Genomic DNA, 21,484 nt, shown 5'->3' on the forward strand with positions numbered 1-21,484 from the left:
CAATGTCGGATTATTGATTAATTTTGGCGCAATAAGTCTCCAGTTTAAAAAGATTTACAATACTGGAATGAATATAGATCAGGATTGAACAAAGTCTAATGATTGGGATGATACTATATACTTAATCTTAACGAATAAATAATCGGATTTGATTTTCCTGAGCTTTGATCATTAAAATCATTAAATCCTAAAAATAATGATACAGAATGGACTTTAAAAAATATACCTACATACCTGCCCCACCCGAAGAAGTTTATTTAGCGCTGACCAAGGATATCAGCATAAAATTATGGACCGGTGCCGAAGTGGAGTTTGAAGAAGTACCCGGAACCGAATTTTCTTTCTGGGATGGCGATATTACCGGTAAAAACATCGAATTTGTTTATGGAAAGCAGATTGTACAACAATGGTATTTTGGAGAAGAAAATGAACCATCCATCGTAATCATTAAACTGCACGAAGATAAAAAAGGAACATCACTTGAATTTAGGCAAACCAATATTCCTGATGAGGATTATAAAGATTTTACGGAAGGAATTCAGGAGTATTTTTTAGGTGGTCTGGTCGATTTTTTTGAGGAGTAACAATAGCATCAATGAAAGCTCCAATTAATACTCTCCTTTTTTCTTTTTTGCTAATTGTCTTTTTATCAAGTTCCTGCAGAACCTACCTAAGCCCAGCTTTACCTGGAAATAATATGGGTTATCTGCCACGTCAGATGGAGGCCGATAGCATTAAATCGTTAACACATGCATCAGCCAGTTATGCCGGGGCGTCCTCTCCTGGAAATGGTAGCGTTTCATTTAAAATGGGTATGTTAAACATTAACCGTGCGCATACTTTTAAGGGGTTTAATGTTGCTTATGGTGTGTTGGGTTATTTAGGAAATGCTGAACATCTTTATTCAAATAATAGGAATGATGCTAATGGCGATTACCCGCCCGCTTTTAACAAAAAAATGTACGGTTTTGGTTTAAGAACTTCTGTCGGTTTCCACAGTACTTCCATAAATGGAAATACCGATTTCAGATTTATAAACTGGGAAAACGCACTAAGTACCGAAAATGGAGCATATGCTGATTTCAGGGATGAAATTTATAATGGTAAAGTTTACAATTATGCGGGTGTTTCAAACAGGAAAAGATTTTGGACAACCGGACTTTCAACCGAGGTAATTTTCAGGGCCAGGCGCAACCATGATATCAAACACGCTTTCAGGCTGTTCATTGGTGGAACTCCGGGACTGGCCAACAGTTTTAAATACGGCCAACTCGCAGATCTTGATAAAGTAATCAACAGTTCCTCTGCATGGAATTTTAACTACTTTTTAAGCGTAAAAAGATTTACACTTTCACTTGAAATAGCGGAAAATATAAATCTCGCCAGTAAGATTTCTCTTGGGTATAAATTACAATAAAAACATATCAATGCCAGAGCTGTTCTAATATAAATTAAAAGCAATATTATGAACAGAACATTAGGAATTGTATTGATTGTTGTGGGCATTGCCATGCTCATCTGGACTGGTTTCTCTTATACTAAAAAAGAAAAAATTGTGGATGCAGGTCCCATTCAAATATCAGCAGATAAAGAAAAATCTGTAAACTGGCCTCCGTATGCCGGTGGTATTATTTTAATAGCGGGTGTAATTGTTTTTGCGACTTCGAAGAACAAGAAATAATATTGAAAATCCTTTCTGGCTATTATTTTAATTGAGTTAAATTATAATCTGGTTGAGCCGGTTAATACATTCAATAATATATTGATTTTCAATTGCTTGTAATTTATAAATTGTATTTATGCAATTGATTAACTCAGTGCTGTTGCAACCGGGGATAAGCCGAAACCCCGTAACCACCTGGACAAAATATTGCGGGCAAAACCAGGGTAAACAATGTGGTTTTTGGCACTAACTACGAGCAAAGCAAAAAATTTTAGCCTACATTGCAGAGGTGAAGACGATTTCAGATAGTAAAATCGTTATTGCATGAATGTTTTTTCAAAAAAAATCGTCATCTCGACTGAAACGCAGTGGAATGGAGAGATCTATCAAATAGATTTCTCAACTTTGCTGCACTTCGCTCGAAATGACGAGTTTTTAAAAATCTATATCTCGTAACTATATACCGATCTTATCGCATCCCTGAGGTTATATTTTGATGCCATCACTTCTCCGTAAGCACCCGCACTTCTGATAGCAAAAATATCCCCTCTAAACGATTCGGGTTGTTCTACCTCTTTGCCAAAACAATCGGTACTCTCACAAATTGGACCGACGATATCGTATTTTACGACTTCGGACTCTGGGCTCCGGACTCCGGACTGACTAAGATTCTCTATTTTATGATAAGCCTGATACAATGCGGGACGCATCAGTTCGGTCATCCCTGCATCTAAAACAACAAAGTTTTTCTTCTTTCCGTTTTTAATATATAGTACACGGGTAATTAATGATGCTGATTGACCAACCAAAGCCCTGCCCAGTTCAAAATGCACTTCCTGACCAGGTTTAATGGTTAAGAATTCATTGAAAATTTTAAAGTAAGATCCGAAATCAGGAATTTGATGATCGGGATTGTGGTAGTCGATCCCTAAACCTCCACCTACATTCAATACCTGAAGTTTAAATCCCTTATCTTCAAACCATGCGGCAAATTCATTTACACGAACGCAAAGGTTTTTATATACATCCAGATTGGTAATCTGCGAGCCGATGTGAAAATGAATACCGATAAACTTAAGGTTTTCTGAAGCTTTTAGGGCATCGGCACATTCAGGTAAATCCCATGAATTGATCCCGAATTTATTTTCATCTAAACCTGTTGTAATATTATGATGGGTATGTGCATCAACATTTGGATTAATGCGGATGGCAACCTGAGCGGTTTTACCTTTTTTAGCCGCCAGTTCATTTAATACCGCTAATTCCTGGATAGATTCTACATTAAAGCAGAAGATATCAAGATCCAGGGCCTCATTAATTTCTTTGTCAGATTTACCCACGCCGGCAAAAACAATTTTTTTATTGTCGAAACCAACCTCTACTGCTCTTTTAACCTCGCCGGCACTCACACAATCTGCACCGAAACCAATTTCTTTGATCTGTTTTAACACTACAGGATTGAAATTTGCCTTTAATGCATAATGGATGTGAAATTGATAAGGAGCTGCTGCATCTGCACAAGTTTGCAGGGTTTTTTGCAACAGATCGGTATCATAGTAGTAAAAAGGCGTTTCAATATTGTTAAACTTTGATATATCTTTATCGGCGAACATGTTCAAATTCCTTGTTATAATTTTAATTTTATTCTTTGCGCTAATTTATTTGGGTAACTACCTCGATTTAAAGCATGGAAGAATTACCCGGAAACAATACAATGGGAAAATCCGATTTTTTATCGTATTGCTATTATTGTTACTGTTTCTTTTATTTATAAAAAAATGAAGATAGCGGCCGCCATATTTATTGTTCTTATTCTTTCTGCAGGATTATTTAATTCTTACAAAAAATATAAAAACGGTTTGTTACCAGCAAACTTTCTGGCTTTTCATTGCCTTGTCGGCTTGCTGGTTGTAATCGGCGCCTTTTTCTTATTATTCGAATAACCTGTTGTGTAAGCTTCTCAAAGCCTCTGTTTTATATTCGCTTAAAATTAAAAGCGAAACGTTATAGTTACTTCCACCATAAGAAATCATACGGATCGGAATGTGTTTTAATCCTTCTAAAACCCTACTGGCGAAACCGTGTTTCTCTGAACCGAAATCTCCCACTACACATACAATACTGTGATTGGTATCTACTTCAACAGTTCCAAAACTTTCCAGTTCTTCAATAATCTGTGGCAAATGCGCGGTTTCATCAATGGTTAAAGATACGGCAACCTCAGAAGTGGTAATCATATCAATCGGTGTTTTGTAACGTTCAAAAACCTCAAAAACCCTGCGTAAGAAACCATAGGCCAGCAACATCCGGCTGGATTGGATGCGGATTGCCGTAATACCATCTTTAGCGGCTATTGATTTAATTTTACCCTTTTCGCTATTATGGGTAATTAAAGTGCCGGCAGCAGAAGGTTCCATGGTATTCAGCAAACGAACCGGTATCTTATATTTCTGTGCAGGAAAAACAGATTGAGGGTGTAAAATTTTAGCCCCAAAATAAGCCAGCTCAGCTGCTTCATCAAATGATAACTGCGCAATTGGTTTGGTTCCTTTAACAATACGAGGATCGTTATTATGCATCCCGTCTATATCTGTCCAGATCTGAACTTCTTCGGCCATAATTGCCGCGCCTAATAAAGATGCGGTATAATCACTACCGCCACGGCGCAGGTTATCAACTTCACCAAAACTGTTGCGACAGATGTAACCTTGTGTAATGAAGAGTTTATTGTCTTTATGTTGTTCCAGCAACGGCATTAAGTGCTTTGTGGTAAACGGAATGTCAGGTTCATTATCCTCATCCGTTTTCATAAAATCCAAAGCAGGCAATAGTACAGACGGTACGCCGATGGATTTTAAATAAATATGGTATAAAGTGGTTGATAAAAGCTCCCCTTGTGCCAATACCACTTTCTCTTCAATCGATGTGAAAATATCATTGGCTAAACCTGCCAAAAAGTTGAAGTGATAATCGATTACTTCATTGCCTTGTTCCTGAAATTCGGCAGCAGGCAATAACTCAATCACAAACGTTTTATATTTTTGATACAGGTTTTCTACGGCTTCGCTTCCCTTCTTTTTGTCGCCAGCTAAAAAATGAGTTGCAATTTCTACTAAACTATTTGTAGTTCCAGACACGGCTGATAAAACTACAATCTGCTCTTCATTTGGATTAATGATATCCAACAATTTCGTCATGCGCTCAGGACTACCTACAGAAGTACCCCCAAATTTTAATATTTTCATTTACTTGCTAATGGTTTTAAAAGGTAACGAAACGTTCAGTTTTTTTATCCCAGTGCTTGGTTTAAAAGTTTATGATGATTTCGTTTATTTATAAACTGTTTCTAATCCATGATTATGCGAGGAGAACCTTAGTGATTTTGCAACGATTATGAAAAAAGTTAAAATCGCCTCACATTAATAATGGATTTTCTTTATTATTGTATCGGGGCGTGAAATTAAACAAAAGCAGCTTAAAAGCAACACCCTCAACAAAATAAAATTTGGATGAATTGAAATAAATATCTTCAAACCAAACCTCATCCATTAAAATTTGTTCATCACGAGATATTAAACTAAAAAAAACAGCTCAATGCAGGCAATTGACCAATCAACGCAAGCCACCATTAATCAATGGTTAAATGGAAATTATGATGAAGATACCAAGGCTGAAATCCAGTCCCTTGTAGATAAAAATGCAACAACCGAACTAACTGATGCATTTTACAGAAGTTTGGAGTTCGGAACTGGCGGTTTACGTGGTATTATGGGTGCAGGTTCTAACCGTATAAACAAATACACCATAGGAACGGCTACACAGGGATTAGCCAACTACCTAAACAATAAATATCCAAACGAACAGATCAAAGTAGCGATTGCGCACGATAGTCGCAATAATTCGGATTACTTTGCAAAAATCACTGCCGATGTGTTCTCGGCCAATGGCATATACGTATATTTCTTCTCTGGATTAAGACCAACGCCAGAGCTTTCTTTTGCTGTACGTCATTTTGGTTGCAAAAGTGGTGTAATGTTAACGGCATCGCATAACCCAAAAGAGTATAATGGTTACAAAGCTTACGGTGCTGATGGAGGTCAGTTTACTTCTCCCGATGATAAATTGGTGATTGATGAAGTAAATAAAATTAAAAGCATAGATGAAGTAAAATTTGATCGCGTTGATGCAAACATTCAATTGATTGGTGAGGAGGTTGATCAGTTATATCTGGATGGCATTACAGCACTTTCAATTTCCCCTGATGCGATTAAAAGACAGCAGGATTTAAAAATTGTATACTCCCCTATTCATGGAACTGGAATTACATTGGTTCCTAAAGCTTTAGCGCAGTTTGGCTTTACGAACGTAACCATTGTTGAAGAGCAAAGTACGCCTGATGGTAATTTTCCAACTGTGGTGTATCCTAACCCGGAAGAAAAAGATGCATTGACTTTAGCGATGAACAAAGCTAAAGAAATAGATGCTGATTTAGTTCTGGCAACCGACCCTGATGCTGACCGCGTGGGTATTGCCGTAAAAAACAATAATGGCGAATGGGTATTGCTTAACGGTAACCAAACAGGCAGTTTGTTGATTAATTATTTGTTATCTGCATGGCAGGATAGCGGTAAATTGGATGGCAATCAGTTTATTGTAAAAACCATTGTAACCTCTAACCTGATCGAAGAAATTGCCAAAAAGAAAAATGTAACCTACTATAATACGTTAACCGGATTTAAATATATCGGACAGTTAATGACCGAACTTGAAGGCAAAAAGTATTTTATCGGTGGTGGTGAAGAAAGCTATGGCTACCTGATTGGTGATTTGGTACGCGATAAAGATGCTGTGGTTTCTGCCGCTTTCATTTCTGAAATGACGGCGTATTATAAAGATAAAGTTGCTAGTTTATACAATGCCCTGTTGGATATGTATGTAGAGTATGGTCTTTATAAAGAAGACCTGGTTTCGCTAACCAAAAAAGGTAAATCCGGTGCTGAAGAAATCAAAGCCATGATGGTTAAATTTAGAGAAAATCCGCCTGCAACTTTGGGTGGTTCTAAAGTATCGGTATTAAAAGATTATGAATTAGGACAGGAAACAGATTTATCAACGGGAAAGATAACCAAACTGGATTATCCTACCTCTGATGTTTTACAGTTTATTACTGAAGATGGCAGTATTGTTTCAGCCCGCCCGAGTGGTACAGAGCCTAAAATCAAATTCTATTGCAGTGTAAATGCACCTTTAGCCGATAGAAAAGATTTTGATTCGGTTAATGCAAAGCTTGAAGAGAAGATCAAAACGGTTATGGCCGATTTACAGGCATAATTTTAATACTTAATTATAGTTCTAGTTGTCACATCGAGCTTGCCGAAACGCCTTTTAAACATCCACAAGAGGTTCTTCGGCAAGCTACTATTGACATGATCTTTAGGTAGATCATCATCCGATAGCAATCGGATCTCGCGCATGCGGAAATCACCTACTACTGGTCTTAGCGTCTCGCTAAGACCTTATTATAAGGGACGGATTAGTACGGAGGATTTCGATCAATGCCATTTTACCTTATGTTTCCAATAGTAAGCGTTATAATTTTTATACTTCTCTTATATCGGGACTTGGTGATGTAAATTTATTTGTCAGAAGCCAGGAGACCTAGTCAGCAGGTATAAAGCCGACAATTTTGAACGCCGGACTTCTGAGGTTTTAGGTAATGAATAAGGCAAGAGTTCAAGAACTATTGCTGAAAGATATGATGCATATGTTCTGACCGCTCAAACTTCCTACTTTCGGACATCTGACCCAGGACTTTTCCAAACATTAAAGATCTAAATAAATACCTTGTATATTTACATCTTTAAAATAAGATCATGAATAAAATCACAATTTATTTAGCTACGTCCCTGCTAGCTGTTTCTATATTTTCGGCTTGTAAACAAGAAAGAAAGCTTCCATTTTATGGGGAACGCCATGCAGAAACCGTTAAAGATGCTGCAGGTGTGGAGAAAATTGACACCGTTTATCAAACCATTCCTGCCTGGTCTTTCCTGAACCAGGATAGTGTGATCACCACAAATAAAGCTACTGATGGAAAGGTTTATGTCGCCGATTTCTTTTTTACTTCCTGCACCACCATCTGCCCTACCATGCACCGCAATTTAATGACGGTTTACAATGATTTTAAGGCCAATCCAGATGTAATGTTTGTATCACACACGATTGATTTTAAATATGATAAGCCTCATGTTCTGAAAAAATATGCTCAGAAGTTAGGTGTTGATGGTCCTAAATGGTTATTTCTCTATGGCACCAAAGATAGCGTATATACCTTGGCCGAAAAGAACTACTTAGTTGCTGTTGGCGAAGACAGTACGGCTAAAGATGGTTATATCCACCAGGGTTATCTGGTTTTGATTGATAAAGACAGACGGATTCGCGGCGCTTATGATGGTACTAAATCAGACCAGGTAGCGCAATTGAAAAAAGATATTCCGGTTTTACTGGCAGAGTATAAAAAGTAATCATCAGTCTTCATCCCTATCCGTTAGGGATGAAGATTTTACAATAAACATCCATGCGTAAGTACATTATCAATGCACTCTTTTTTATCTCACTGGTTGCCATTATCGTTTCCTGCCAAAATCAGGAAACCATCGATCTGCAAAATTATATGTCGAATGGAAAAGATATCTATAAAACTAAATGTCAGAACTGCCATGGTGAAAATGGTGAAGGTTTGGGCCAGCTCGCTCCCCCGTTAACTGATTCTGTGTTTTTAAAGACAAATAAATCCCGTTTAGCGTGTTTCATTAAAAATGGAGTAAATGAATCATTAGTTGTTAACGGTAAAGAATACAAGGAAAAAATGCCTGCTTTTCCAGAACTGGCTGATATTGATGTGGCGCAGGTAATGGTTTACATTACCAATTCATTTGGCAATAAGCAGGGATTTGTGCCTTACTCGCAGGTTTCAACAGATTTGGAGAATTGCAAGTAAATATTATTACGTATATTTAAAGTGACAACGATAACTCTTCAAGTTCCAGATAGCTTAGGTAGGCATGAGCATGATACGGTACATTTTATCGCAGCAAAGCTGTATGAATCTGGAAAATTATCATTGGGTCAAGCTGCTGCTATGGCTGACTTATCTGTACGTATCTTTTCTGAATTACTTTCAGATTATGATGTTCGTTAATCAATTATTCTGTTTCAGAAATGTTAAAAGATGCAGGAAAAATATGAAATCGTAATCGCTGATACAACCTGTTTCATTTTATTGGAAAATATCGGAGAGCTTAATCTTTTAAAATCTCTTAGTCAACACAACTATAATCGCAAAGGAATTTGGTTCCCCTTTGCCGGATTGGATTGAAATCAGAACACCAAAAAACATTTCATTTCAAAATTCCCTGGATCTCGAGGCTGGTGAAGCAAGTGCTATTGCATTAGCAACAGAATCAGAAAGTTCTCTTCTCATTTTAGATGATAATAAGGGGAAAAAAGCAGCCGAACGGTTACAGCTTCTTTACACGGGTACCTTAGGCATAATTTTAAAGGCAAAAAATGTTGGTTTGATTACTTCAGTTAAACCTGTCTTTCAAAAAATACAAAGGACAAATTTTAGATTTTCTCAAAAGGTGCTAAATGAAATATATGCACTCGCTAATGAATAGTATTATGACTATTGTAATAAAAAACCCATCTTTGCGCAAAATGCAGGTTGTTCTATCGCTGTTCCGAATAAAATCGGAAGAGAGGAAAGTCCGGGCAACGCAGGGCATCCCGCTTTCTAACGGAAAGGGGTTCAGGAATGAAAACCTGGACCACGGATTAGTGCAACAGAAAATATACCGTCCCGGTTTTACATCGGGATAAGGGTGAAAACGTGCGGTAAGAGCGCACGAGCATTGCAGGCGACTGCAGTGGTTTGTAAACCCCGGGAGTTGAAAGACCAAATAGGCTAACATCCTGACTTACCGTCGGGATAAAGGGCTGCCCGTCCGATGTTAGTGGGTAGGTCGTTAGAGATAAACGGCAACGTTTATAGTAGATAAATGATAGAAATCCTGAGCAATCAGGAGACAGAACCCGGCTTATAGACCTGCATTTTTTTTACTCACTTAATAAAATGCGCTTGGCTTCGCCAAGTCTAGCGTCTTCCGCCTCACCTAATACAGGAAATTTCAAATCGAGGCTTTTTAATTTGTCTTCAATAATTTCGCTAATTGCCAGCCTGGCGAACCATTTTTTATCAGCAGGAATAATGTGCCAGGGCGATTCCGGTGTGCTGGTTTCGTTAATTGCACGTTCGTAGGCATTCATATATTGATCCCATAATGCCCTTTCTTCAATGTCTCCTGAAGAAAATTTCCAGTTTTTGGTGGGGTCATCAATACGTTCTAAAAAGCGTTTTTTTTGCTCATCCCGGCTTACATTTAAAAAAAACTTTAAAACAACTGTTCCATTGGCGGATAAATGTTCTTCGAAATTTTTAATACTCTTATAACGCTGTTGCCAAAAATTTTTGCTGATCTTTTTAACATCACTAAGGCCTGGTATATTTTCGTTTAAAATATATTCGGGATGCACCTTGCAAACCAATACATTTTCATAGTGGGAACGGTTATGGATCCCGATTCGTCCACGTTCAGGCAGCGCCTTATAATGTCGCCACAAAAAATCGTGCTCATATTCTTTTTGCGTAGGCGTTTTAAAGCTATAAACCTGACATCCCTGTGGGTTTAGCCCACTCATTACATGCTCAATAGCGCTATCTTTACCGGCAGCATCCATAGCCTGGAAAATAATCAGTACCGCATGTTTCGCGGAGGCATACAATTTTTCCTGTAAATGACTCAGCGATATTTTCGAGTTTACCAGGGCATCTTTCGCTTTTTCTTTGTTATAACCGCCTGTAAAATCAGTTTTATGGTTTTTTAAGGAAAATTTCTTATCTCCCCGTACAATTAAGCCTTTAAATTCGTTTTTCATCATTAAATTATTTCCAGGTAAACCGATGCGTAGATAATTTAAATATAGAACTAAAAAATAAGTAAATTAAATCCGTTAATTTGCATACAGAGTTTTTTATATTTAACGCCACAGCTTTTACCTTAAGATTATCTTATCCAATATGTTTAAAGAGATAAAAAACAAGTACTTACGTTATTTTGCCATAGTTTTATTTTTTATAATAATTTTCTTTTCCGCTCTGCAATTAAACTTTTTATGGTTGTTTGGCTATTCACCAAGTGTTCGGGATATTAAAGCACCTACGCTACGTGTGGGTTCTGAACTTTACACTGCAGACGGCAAACTAATTGGAAGATACTTTAAAGAGAACAGAACGCCTGTAAATTACAATGATATTGCACCGAGTGTAATACATGCGCTGGTTGCTACTGAAGATGTACGTTTTTATAAACATTGGGGAATTGATGTGCAGGCCGTAGGGCGGGCAGTTGCTGGCTTAGGGAAAGATGGTGGTGCCAGTACCATTACCCAGCAATTGGCCAAAAACCTCTACCGTACGCGTTACAATAAATCGCAGGGATTATTGATTAAGATACCTTTGGTGAGAACTTTGATTGTAAAGTTAAAGGAATGGATGACGGCGGTAAAATTAGAAGCCAACTATTCTAAAAACGATATCATTACCATGTATCTGAATACCGTTTCTTTCGGTAACAATGCTTACGGCATAAAAACGGCCAGTAGGATTTACTTTGATAAAGAAACCAAAGACCTGGCCACTACAGATGCAGCGATGCTTGTAGGGATGTTGAAAGGAACTACCTTATATAATCCAACCAAAAATCCTGAAAAAGCTTTGGAAAGAAGAAATGTAGTGTTGGCACAAATGAACAAGTACAACTACCTTAGCAAAGATAGTTTGACCCAATTATCAAAGGAGCCTGTTAAATTAAAGGAAGGTAAAATGCAGGATGGCAGCGACGGCGATTCTTATCTGAGGGCAGCTGTGGCAAAATATTTAGAGAAATGGTGTACTGATAATGGTTACGACCTGTATGAGGATGGACTAAAAATTTACACCACTATCGATTCAAAACTACAGAAATATGCTGAAGAAGCTGTTGCCGATCAGATGAGAATTTTGCAGCGCAGGTTTTACAGCGTTTGGGGCAATGAAGATCCATGGTACGATTCGGAAAAACACAAAGTTGATTATCCGGATAGAGCAATGAAAAACCTGCCGATTTATGCACTTTTGCAAAAAAAGTTCCCCAACCATCCGGATTCTGTTACGGCCTATTTCAATAAAAAGAAAAGGATGCAGGTTTTTACCTATAAAGGCGATCGTGATACTTTGTTCTCTACTCTGGATTCGATCCGTTATTACGGAAAAATCATGAATACCGGAATGATGACCATGGAGCCCGCAAGTGGAAAAATTAAAGTTTGGGTTGGTGGTATCGATCACAAATTCTTCAAATACGATCACGTTAATCAGGCTAAACGCCAGGCAGGTTCTACCTTTAAGCCATTTGCTTATTTAACAGCTTTAGAACAAGGGATGAGTCCTTGCGATAAATTTACCGATAAACCGGTTAAAATTGCTTATCAGGACAAAGGTGAAACCAAATATTGGGAACCGAAAAATGCCGATTATAGTGTTTCTTACCGTGAAATGAGTTTGCGCTGGGCAATGGCTAAATCGGTAAATACCATTACTGCACAGGTAACCGAAAAGGTGGGTTGGGATAATGTAGTTAAGTATGCACACGAATGCGGGATTGACAGCCATTTGGAGTCTGTACCTTCCGTAAGTTTAGGTTCGAATGATGTTACCGTTTACGAAATGGTAAAGGCTTATGCTACCTTTATGAATAAGGGGATTAAAACAGATCCCATTTTAGTGGAAAAAATTACCGATCAGGATAATAACCTGATTGACGAGTTTAAGCCTAAAACAAAAAGGGTTCTGTCAGAAGAAATCGCCTGGTTAATGACCTATATGTTCCGTGGTGGTATGGAAGAACCTGAAGGTACCTCACAGGCATTGTGGGAATGGCCAGACTTGTTCAGAAAAAATAATCAGATTGGCGGTAAAACAGGTACCTCATCCGATTATGTAGATGCCTGGTACATGGGCTTAACCAAAGATCTGGTAACCGGGGTTTGGGTGGGTTGCGACGAAAGAACCGCACACTTCAAAAATGGTGAACAGGGAGAAGGATCAAGAACGGCACTACCTATTTTTGCCAAGTTTATGGAAAAGGTATACCTCGACCCAAATTCAGGTTATACTTATGGCCCTTTTCCAAAAGCTACCGTTGATATTACCCGTACTTACAATTGTCCTAGTCCGAGAGTTGTTAGGGATACTACATCAACTGATAGTGTAGCTGTTGATTCTACTGATTTTACCGTCCCTACCGAATTGCCGGTTACTACTGAGCCTGTAAACAATGAACCTGAAGTTAAAAAAGAAGAAAAGAAGACAGATCCTGTTCAAAATCCCGTTACTCCTACCGTTCCACTTACCAGAAAAGAAGAACGTGAACTGAGAAGAAAACAACGTCAGGAAGAGAAGGAGAAAAAGAAAAACGAAGAAACTAATCAGCAATAGTTTGTTGGACAGAAATAACAAAAATAGTTTACCATACGTGTAAAATAGCGAGTATAATTTTAAAAAAGTGTTAAATTTTTAATACTCTTTTAAACAATTGCTACTTTTATTTCCAGAACTTTTTACCATTTCATTTTCATAATTTTTTGAACAGACATCACTAAAACCACATATATGAAAATAGGCTCTACTTTATTTAGGCGATATTCTCCTTTGTTGCTCCTGCTTATTCTTTCTTTTTCAGTTAAGGCCCAATACTTTGGACAAAATAAGGTTAGATATAAAAAACTCGACTTCAAAGTTTTACAAACGCCTCATTTTGAGATCTATTATTATATCAAGAACGATAAACTTTTAAAACGTTTTTCGCAGGAAGCCGAAACCTGGTACAAAATGCACCAGGAAGTTTTTAGAGATACTTTTTTAAAGAAAAATCCTATCATTCTATATAACAACCATCCCGATTTCCAGCAAACAACGGTACTTAACGGAGAAATTGGAATCGGTACCGGTGGGGTTACCGAGGCGTTAAAAAACCGTGTAATTATGCCTGTTATGGAGTTGAATAGCCAAACCAGACACGTTTTAGGCCATGAGCTGGTTCATGCTTTTCAATATCATTTGCTGTTAGAGAAAGATTCGATCAGTTTAGAAAACGTCGGACAAACGCCACTATGGATGGTTGAAGGGATGGCTGAGTATTTATCCATCGGAAAAAAAGATGCATTTACTTCCATGTGGATGCGCGATGCCATGTTGAACCGTGATATACCTTCGTTAAAAGATTTAACCAATTCCAATAAATATTTTCCTTACCGTTATGGTCAGGCATTTTGGACTTACATCGGTTCCCAATATGGCGATACCACCATTGTTCCGCTATTTAAGAATACGGCAAAATATGGTTATGAAAATGCCATAAGGTATACTTTCGGGTATGATGATAAAACATTATCGGGTTTATGGAAAAATTCCATTGATGCACATTATAAGCCGATGTTGAAAGCAGATAGTTCGCAGATTAAAATTACCGGTACAAAAATTATCGACAATAAAAATGCCGGCAATATGAACGTCGCCCCTGCCCTAAGTCCGGATGGAAAATATTTGGCATTTATGTCTGAGAAAGATCTTTTTGGTATAGATTTATTTCTCGCCGATGCCAAAACCGGTAAGATTATCAGAAAACTCAGCAGCCAGATCTCCAATGGGCATATTGATGATTTCAATTTTATAGAATCGGCTGGCGCATGGTCGCCGGATAGCAAACAATTTGCTTTTAGCATCTTCAGTCATGGTAAAAACCAGATGATGATTATCGATGTTTCAAACGGATCTACCATATCTCAAACGGCCATGGGGCAGGTACAACAGTTTGGTAATTTAACCTGGTCACCAAATGGAAAAGATATTGCTTTTTCAGGTATGGTTGAAGGGCAAAGTGATATCTTTTCTTATAATCTGGATACCAAAGCAGTAACTCAGATTACCAATGACGTTTATTCTGATTATGCCCCAAATTACTCGCCTGACGGTAAGAAACTGGTGTTTTCGTCTGATAGAGCAGCCATTCAGGCCAATACAATTAATGCCGTGCTGCCTATAAACCTTGCTGTTTATGATATTGCTACTAAAACGGTAAGTAATTTAGATGTTTTCCCTGGAGCTAACAACCTGAATGCCCAGTTCTCATCAAATAGCCAAAATATCTATTTTTTATCAAATAGAGATGGGTTTAGGAATTTGTATAAATACAACTTTGCTGATCATTCGGTTGATCAGTTAACCGATTATTTTACTGGAATTAGTGGGATTACCGAATTTTCTCCTGCCATTTCGGTATCGGCAACCGATGATATTGTTTATAGTTATTATCGCTATCAGCGTTATACCCTTTATAATGCTAAATTAAGCAGCTTTACAGCGAAAAGAATTGGTAATCACCAAGAAAATTTTGATGCTGCTATTCTTCCTCCAATGGAAAACATTGGCGTAAATATTATCAATTCTAATTTAAATAATTTCGACCGTTTCGAAAAAATAGTTGCCGATTCCATGAAAACGGTACCTTATAAACCAAAATTCAGGTTAGATTATTTAGCAAATAGCGGTGTTGGTGTTTCAACCAGTCGTTTTGGAACCGGCGTTGCTGGCGGAATTGTAGGCATGTTCAGCGATATTCTGGGTACCAATCAAATTATTGCCAATATTTCTGTAAATGGTGAAATTTACGATGCTGGTGGATTAGTTGGTTACATTAATCAGAAAAGCAGGATAAACTGGGGGGCAGCCGTTTCGCATATCCCTTACGTATCTGGTTTTAGGTCTTATGGCTATCAAAACATACCCACAGGAGATAATACTACCATTAATGCACTGGCAGACCGGACAGATATTATCAGGACCTTTGAAGATCAGTTTCAGGTTTTTGGGGCTTATCCATTTAGTAAAATACATCGTTTTGAGTTAGGCGGTTCATTTTCGCATTATGGCTATAGGATTGATCGATATAGCAATTACTATAACGCTGACGGTTACTACATTGGTTCAGATCGGAGCCGGATTTCTAACGATGTAGCTTCTAATGATTATGGAATTCCATTTAATTCTTTTACACTGTATCAATTAAATGCCGGATTTGTAGGTGATAATTCAATATTCGGTCTTACCGGTCCGCTTGATGGTTTCAGGTACCGTGTAAGCGGCGAAAAATATTTAGGCACTTACAACTTCGCCGGTGTAACAGCAGATCTCCGTAAATACTGGAGGGCTAAGCCGGTAACATTTGCGGTAAGGAGTTATAATACCTTAAGAATTGGTAAAGATGCAGACAGGCTTTACCCAATGTATGTCGGTTATCCCTATCTGATCAGGGGGTATGAATCAAACTCCATTTACAAAAGCACTTCTGCACAGTCTTCAGAATCTTTTGATATTAACCAGTTAACAGGAAGTAAAATAGCTGTTTTTAATTTCGAAGTACGACTGCCATTTACAGGGCCTAAAAAATTAACAGCTATACCTTCTAAGTTTTTATTCTCAGATTTGAATTTATTCTTCGATGCAGGATTGGCCTGGACGAATGATACCCAGGTAAAATTTAAAGGTGAACCAACTTATACAACTCAACCTGTTTTGGACGCAAATAAAAAACCGGTTGTTGATGAAAAGGGAAATCCGGTTACCTATCAGGCTACAACAGAGCGTGTGCCCGCTATGAGTGTCGGTATATCTTTAAGGGTTAATGTTTTTGGCTATTTTGTACTCGAACCTTATTACGCGATCCCTTTTCAAAGAAAAGATGTTAAAACCGGAGTATTCGGTTTAACGTTTGCGCCAGGTTGGTAAATTGAATTAGGAGGTCGATTTAATAATCGAATCAGTTAATCATCTGTTAGCCTTTAGATTATAAATATTAATTTTAGCTTGAACGATCAGGGGGACCAATCCTGATCATTCAAGCATTTTTATATTTATAGATCATGATTCATATTCAATCGGCAAGCGTTAAAGCTTAAACCTGGCTAAGAGAGGCTTGTAAATGAGAGTTTAACCTGATTGTTGATATTGCGGTGTAGCAGAATATTTTCGAAATCAAGACCAATGGTTAAATCAATCCAATCCGGATTACAGGACCTTACCAAACGTTCTTTTTGCATACGTGTAAAGCGGCTGATTGATTTAAAGCGTACCAAAGCCTGTGCTTCAGTTTTAAATTCCTCAAAATAAACCAAACGGGTTAATTGCTGACCGTTATCAAAAAACAAGTTTGGCATCTGTTTGTAGAAATCAAGGGTTTTGATCAAATCTGAACTCATGCCTACGTGCATACTTGTACGGTTTCTGTCGGTAACGATATAAACAAATTTTTTCATGATCTTATGTTTAAAATTTAAAACTAAACTATTTAGTATACTTTCTTGCAAATCAAAATAATATTACTAACTTTATGAGCATAAAATTACTAACTATTTTAGTAATTCCAAATTTATTTTAAAATTTATTTTTATGTCAAATATTTCAAATAATTTAAAGTACCTCAGGAAGAAAAAAGGCCATACACAGCAAAATTTCGCTGATATTATGGAAATTAAGAGATCGCTTATCGGGGCTTACGAGGAAGACCGGGCTGAACCTAAATATGATTTGCTAAAAAAAATAGCTGAATACTTTGATCTGACCATTGATGAATTCATTAATGAAAAAATATCTGACAGCTGGAAACCCAAGCCAAAAAGCCAGGGATCTAACCTTCGGGTGCTAAGCATTTCTGTAGATCAGAACGACCGCGAAAACATCGAATTGGTTCCGGTTAAAGCAAGTGCAGGTTATTTGAACGGGTTTTCAGATCCTCAATACATTAGCGATTTGCCCAAATTTCAACTTCCATTGCCTGCGTTAAGACAAGGTACTTTCAGGGCTTTTGAAATCATGGGCGATAGTATGTTACCGGTACAACCGGGAAGCATCATTATCGGTGAGTACCTCGATAACTGGAATGAAGTAAAAACCGGTGAAACCTATATTGTGATCAGTAAAAATGAAGGCGTGGTATATAAAAGAGCAGGTAACCGTTTCAGGGAAAATAAGGATTTGAAACTGATATCAGATAATAAAGTATATGACCCTTACACCATTGCAGCAGATGATATTCTGGAAATATGGAAAGCCAAGGCATATATATCTACATCATTACCCGAGCCTGCCCCAGATCCGACGATGGAAACACTCACCCAAATGATGGCGCAGATGCAGAAATCAATTTCTCAATTGAATAAGAATTAACATTTTTTTAACAAGTGCCAATTAAACTGTTTGTAATTTTTTATATCTATTGATTTAAAAACACATAAAAAAAACATAACATGAAAAAGGCAATTTTAACAGTGGCAATTGCGGTAATGGGTTTAACCGCTACATTTGCGCAAGACACAACAAAACACGCAAGACGGGCAATGCCTAAAATGACGGCTGAACAAAGAGCAGAAAAGGTGACCTCAAGATTGGAAAAACAGCTTAACCTGACCGCTGATCAAAAAAGTAAGATTTACGCTATTGAGTTGGAAAATGCAAAGAAATTGGAAGCCTGGAGATCTGCTGATAAAGGCGATATGAAAGGCAAGATGAAAGAACGTAAAGCAGCAATGGATGAGCAAAAATCTAAAATAGATGCTGTTTTAACTGCTGATCAGAAAACTAAAATGGATGCTTTCCGTGCAGAGGCGAAAGAACGAGTTGAGAAAATGAGAAAAAGCATGGGTACAAGAGGAAAAAGAGATAACGAACCTGTCGTTTCCAATCCTCCTGCACAAGGGTAAATAGTAAAGTAGTAATTAATTATATTTTGGAAAGCGTTTCGATTATTCGGGACGCTTTTTTTACTTTTGGGCGATGCGTAAAGTTGAACAGTTTATTAGCGGTAAGCTTCAGGAACGGAAAGATAAACTTTCGATCAGGAATTTATCGATAAACATCCCTCCTGTTGATTTTTGTTCCAACGATTATCTGGGTTTTGCCAGATCTGGTGAATTAAAGGATAGCATGAATATTACCCTCGCCTCCATGCCACATCACCTGAACGGCGCCGGTGGTTCAAGATTATTGAGCGGAAATACCAGGTTTACCGAAGATACAGAGCAGTTCATCGCCGATTTTCACCAGGCCGAAAGCGGATTGATCTTTAATTCAGGGTATGATGCCAATGTAGGGCTGTTATCCAGTGTACCACAACGGGGCGATACTATAATTACAGATGAGCTGATTCATGCAAGTATCATCGATGGCTGTAGGTTAAGCCATGCTACACGATTTAAATTTTATCATAACGATATAAACGATCTGGAAAGCAAACTGAAACTGGCAAAAGGAAACATATTCGTTGTGGTAGAAAGCGTTTATTCTATGGACGGGGATATAGCCCCTTTACCGGCGATATCAAATCTTTGTGAGCGGTATGATGCTAATCTGATTGTAGATGAAGCCCACTCCACCGGTATTTTTGGCGCAAAAGGTCAGGGATTAATCAATCACTTTAACTTAACTGACGGTGTATTTGCGCGTATTGTAACATTCGGTAAAGCACTGGGGGTACACGGAGCGGTCGTTTTAGGAAGTAAAAACCTTCGGCACTATCTTATTAATTTTGCCAGATCATTTATTTACACTACAGCTGCGCCCATTCATAATATCGTTGCGGTTAACTGCGCATATCAATATTTGCGTGAAATTGATCATCAGTTAATTCATCAAAAAATTACCGTATTCAGAAAAGCATTAAAGGAACATCATATTAAAGCACTTGATAGCGAAAGCACCATCCAGGGAGTTTTATTTTCATCAAATGAAGCAACCAAAAAATCCGCCGCCAGCTTACAAAGCAAAGGCTTTGATGTAAGGGCAATATTGAGTCCTACAGTAGCGCCAGGTAAAGAAAGGCTCCGGATCTGCCTTCATACGTATAATACCGACCAAGAAATTAAGTTACTGGTTAATTACCTTAAAGAATTAAATTAAATGAATAAATATTTTATTACCGGCATTGGGACAGGTATCGGAAAAACATTGGTTAGTGCTATTTTGACTGAAAAATTAAAAGCCGATTATTGGAAACCCATTCAGTCTGGAGATTTGGAAACCAGCGATAGCATAACAATAAATAGTTTAGTGAGTAATAGCCGTACCGTTATACATCCTGAAAGCTACAGATTAACACAGCCCCTATCACCACATTTATCCGCCAGATTAGATGGTATTGAAATAGACCTTAATCAAATTAATCTTCCTGAAACGAACAACAACTTAATTATTGAGGGTGCTGGCGGATTAATGGTACCTTTAAACGAAACGGAGCTGATTGTAGACCTGATCAAAAAACTGGAAGTAGAAGTAATATTGGTTTCACAAAATTATCTGGGCAGTATTAACCACACCTTACTATCGGTCAATTTACTCAGGCAATACGAAATTCCTGTTAAAGGAATCATTTTTAATGGTACTGAGAATGAAGAAACCGAAAGATATATCCTTCAATATACCAAAATAAAAAAGCTAGGTTACATACCTGGCTTAGATCAGATTGATAAAGCGCATATTGCTTCAGTCGGAGAAAATATAGTGATTTAATGATCAGCATTGGTCGAGATCTGTTCGATCTCGACCAATAAACATTTAATCTGCTATTAATCAGTAATCCCAACAAGCAATTATTTTGCCTGCACTAAAATATCCGGATAATCAGAAATAATTCCGTCTACCTGTAAAGCCTTTAGTTTCTGAATATCGGCCAGGGTATTTGCCGTCCATGGAATAATTTTGACACCATCTGCATGTGCCTTTTTAACCAGTTCTTCGTTTACCATTTGCCATAGCGGACTTAATATAAATGGTTTAAATCCCAGATCGGCAATATTTTCTTCATATGTTTTTTTATTGGCTACCAAAAAAGAAGTTTTAATTTTTGGGTATTTATCATGGATAATCTGAATTGTCCTTTTATCAAAAGATTGTATTACCACGAAATCTGAAATCTTTTTCTTGATGATTACATCCATCAAAAGCTTGACAAATTTATCCGGATCAGGATTGGTTACCCCATCACCACCTTGGCTGCACTTCGTTTCGATGTTATAGAAAAACTGTTTGCGTTTGTTATGTTTAATATCGTTTTGTACGGCGTCAATCAAATCAGAAAGTAAAGGTAAATGTGTCTTTATTTTCTGCTGTTGCGGGAATTGCGCAAAATATTTAGTGCCCAGGTCAAACTGTTTAATGTCGGCATAATCCATTCCAAAAATGCAGTATTTTCTGGCATCTGTTTCCGGAATATCTTTTCCATCAGGTGTAAGCATAAAAGCCGGGCTCAGGTAATCATCATGTGTAACCACCACCTTACCATCTTTGGAAATATGTGTATCCATTTCCAAAGTGGTAATGCCATCAATTTTCATTGCATTTAACATCGCCTCAATGCTGTTCTCTGGCATTAAACCCCGTCCACCCCGGTGTGCTTCGGCACTGAATGCCGGAAATTTAACTTCTTGGCCTTGCGATTTTATGGCCAATGAAGCCAGAAGAATAACTACTGCTGTTTTTTTAAGGTTCATATCAAAAAAGGAATTTTAAAAGGTCTTAGTAACTTAATTAGCTGTCGGATGGCAACATCCAACAGCACGATAATTAATTTTTAGTGGCGTCAGATGTTATCATCTGACGGGATTGATTAAAAA

19 protein-coding genes and 1 other RNA gene are annotated in these 21,484 nt (G+C 37.7%); 15 read left to right on the forward strand and 5 right to left on the reverse strand.

The annotated features are described in order from the left end of the window. Positions 1–206: 206 nt before the first annotated feature. The 3 genes from DV942_RS00330 to DV942_RS00340 all read left to right on the forward strand — a co-directional run bounded on the left by DV942_RS00330 (position 207) and on the right by DV942_RS00340 (position 1,681). Positions 207–584 carry an SRPBCC domain-containing protein gene (locus DV942_RS00330; protein ID WP_145854312.1) on the forward strand — a complete coding sequence of 126 codons (378 nt, stop codon included), beginning with the start codon at positions 207–209 and terminating at the stop codon, positions 582–584. Positions 585–697: 113 nt separating this feature from the next. Then, positions 698–1,417, forward strand: a complete 720-nt coding sequence (locus DV942_RS00335) for a hypothetical protein (protein ID WP_145854314.1) — start codon at positions 698–700, stop codon at positions 1,415–1,417. A gap of 48 nt (positions 1,418–1,465) precedes the next feature. Next, on the forward strand, positions 1,466–1,681 hold the full coding sequence (locus tag DV942_RS00340; protein WP_090978957.1) for a hypothetical protein: 216 nt from the start codon (positions 1,466–1,468) through the stop codon (positions 1,679–1,681). A 425-nt stretch (positions 1,682–2,106) separates the two neighbouring features. Here DV942_RS00340 and lysA read toward each other — a convergent pair whose 3' ends face one another. Further along, the gene (lysA, locus tag DV942_RS00345; RefSeq protein ID WP_145854316.1) at positions 2,107–3,276 is read right to left on the reverse strand and encodes a diaminopimelate decarboxylase; all 1,170 of its coding nucleotides are present in this window, start codon (positions 3,274–3,276) and stop codon (positions 2,107–2,109) included. A gap of 318 nt (positions 3,277–3,594) precedes the next feature. Beyond that, on the reverse strand, positions 3,595–4,908 hold the full coding sequence (locus tag DV942_RS00350) for an aspartate kinase (protein WP_090978966.1): 1,314 nt from the start codon (positions 4,906–4,908) through the stop codon (positions 3,595–3,597). A gap of 349 nt (positions 4,909–5,257) precedes the next feature. Between DV942_RS00350 and DV942_RS00355 the strand changes: the two genes are divergently transcribed. The 6 genes from DV942_RS00355 to rnpB all read left to right on the forward strand — a co-directional run bounded on the left by DV942_RS00355 (position 5,258) and on the right by rnpB (position 9,781). Continuing rightward, a complete protein-coding gene (locus DV942_RS00355; protein WP_145854318.1) occupies positions 5,258–6,994 on the forward strand; it encodes a phospho-sugar mutase in 1,737 nt (578 codons plus the stop codon). Between the two features lie 542 nt (positions 6,995–7,536). Beyond that, the gene (locus DV942_RS00360) at positions 7,537–8,187 is read left to right on the forward strand and encodes an SCO family protein (RefSeq protein WP_145854320.1); all 651 of its coding nucleotides are present in this window, start codon (positions 7,537–7,539) and stop codon (positions 8,185–8,187) included. Positions 8,188–8,240: 53 nt separating this feature from the next. Then, a complete protein-coding gene (locus tag DV942_RS00365; protein ID WP_145854322.1) occupies positions 8,241–8,663 on the forward strand; it encodes a c-type cytochrome in 423 nt (140 codons plus the stop codon). 21 nt (positions 8,664–8,684) lie between these two features. Further along, positions 8,685–8,864: a UPF0175 family protein gene (locus DV942_RS00370; RefSeq protein ID WP_208864304.1), complete on the forward strand. Its 180-nt coding sequence runs from the start codon at positions 8,685–8,687 to the stop codon at positions 8,862–8,864. A gap of 376 nt (positions 8,865–9,240) precedes the next feature. Continuing rightward, positions 9,241–9,342 (forward strand): DUF3368 domain-containing protein, encoded by a 102-nt coding sequence (locus DV942_RS24115; protein WP_403001951.1) that lies wholly within the window; start codon positions 9,241–9,243, stop codon positions 9,340–9,342. A 39-nt stretch (positions 9,343–9,381) separates the two neighbouring features. Beyond that, positions 9,382–9,781, forward strand: an RNA gene (gene rnpB, locus DV942_RS00380) — RNase P RNA component class A. On the opposite strand, the gene DV942_RS00385 is transcribed toward rnpB, so the two are convergent. Continuing rightward, entirely contained in the window at positions 9,782–10,663 is an 882-nt protein-coding gene (locus DV942_RS00385) for a polyphosphate kinase 2 family protein (RefSeq protein WP_244950785.1), read from the reverse strand. A gap of 139 nt (positions 10,664–10,802) precedes the next feature. Between DV942_RS00385 and DV942_RS00390 the strand changes: the two genes are divergently transcribed. Continuing rightward, on the forward strand, positions 10,803–13,259 hold the full coding sequence (locus DV942_RS00390) for a transglycosylase domain-containing protein (protein ID WP_090978982.1): 2,457 nt from the start codon (positions 10,803–10,805) through the stop codon (positions 13,257–13,259). Between the two features lie 174 nt (positions 13,260–13,433). Next, on the forward strand, positions 13,434–16,607 hold the full coding sequence (locus DV942_RS00395; RefSeq protein ID WP_145854324.1) for a peptidase MA family metallohydrolase: 3,174 nt from the start codon (positions 13,434–13,436) through the stop codon (positions 16,605–16,607). Between the two features lie 176 nt (positions 16,608–16,783). On the opposite strand, the gene DV942_RS00400 is transcribed toward DV942_RS00395, so the two are convergent. Continuing rightward, positions 16,784–17,134, reverse strand: a complete 351-nt coding sequence (locus DV942_RS00400) for a GIY-YIG nuclease family protein (protein ID WP_090496344.1) — start codon at positions 17,132–17,134, stop codon at positions 16,784–16,786. Between the two features lie 133 nt (positions 17,135–17,267). On the opposite strand from DV942_RS00400, the gene DV942_RS00405 reads away from it, so the two are divergent. The 4 genes from DV942_RS00405 (at position 17,268) to bioD (ending at position 20,381) form a co-directional block, all read left to right on the forward strand. After that, positions 17,268–18,044, forward strand: a complete 777-nt coding sequence (locus DV942_RS00405; RefSeq protein WP_145854326.1) for an XRE family transcriptional regulator — start codon at positions 17,268–17,270, stop codon at positions 18,042–18,044. A gap of 80 nt (positions 18,045–18,124) precedes the next feature. Next, positions 18,125–18,577, forward strand: a complete 453-nt coding sequence (locus tag DV942_RS00410) for a hypothetical protein (protein WP_145854327.1) — start codon at positions 18,125–18,127, stop codon at positions 18,575–18,577. 73 nt (positions 18,578–18,650) lie between these two features. After that, a complete protein-coding gene (locus DV942_RS00415; RefSeq protein WP_145854329.1) occupies positions 18,651–19,772 on the forward strand; it encodes an aminotransferase class I/II-fold pyridoxal phosphate-dependent enzyme in 1,122 nt (373 codons plus the stop codon). After that, a complete protein-coding gene (gene bioD, locus DV942_RS00420) occupies positions 19,773–20,381 on the forward strand; it encodes a dethiobiotin synthase (protein WP_145854331.1) in 609 nt (202 codons plus the stop codon). It abuts the gene before it with no gap. 80 nt (positions 20,382–20,461) lie between these two features. Here bioD and DV942_RS00425 read toward each other — a convergent pair whose 3' ends face one another. Beyond that, positions 20,462–21,361, reverse strand: coding sequence for a glycerophosphodiester phosphodiesterase family protein (locus DV942_RS00425; RefSeq protein WP_145854334.1), 900 nt, complete (start codon positions 21,359–21,361; stop codon positions 20,462–20,464). Positions 21,362–21,484 lie beyond the last annotated feature (123 nt).

Source organism: Pedobacter suwonensis, from assembly GCF_007833675.1.
Taxonomy (GTDB): Bacteria; Bacteroidota; Bacteroidia; order Sphingobacteriales; family Sphingobacteriaceae; genus Pedobacter; species Pedobacter suwonensis.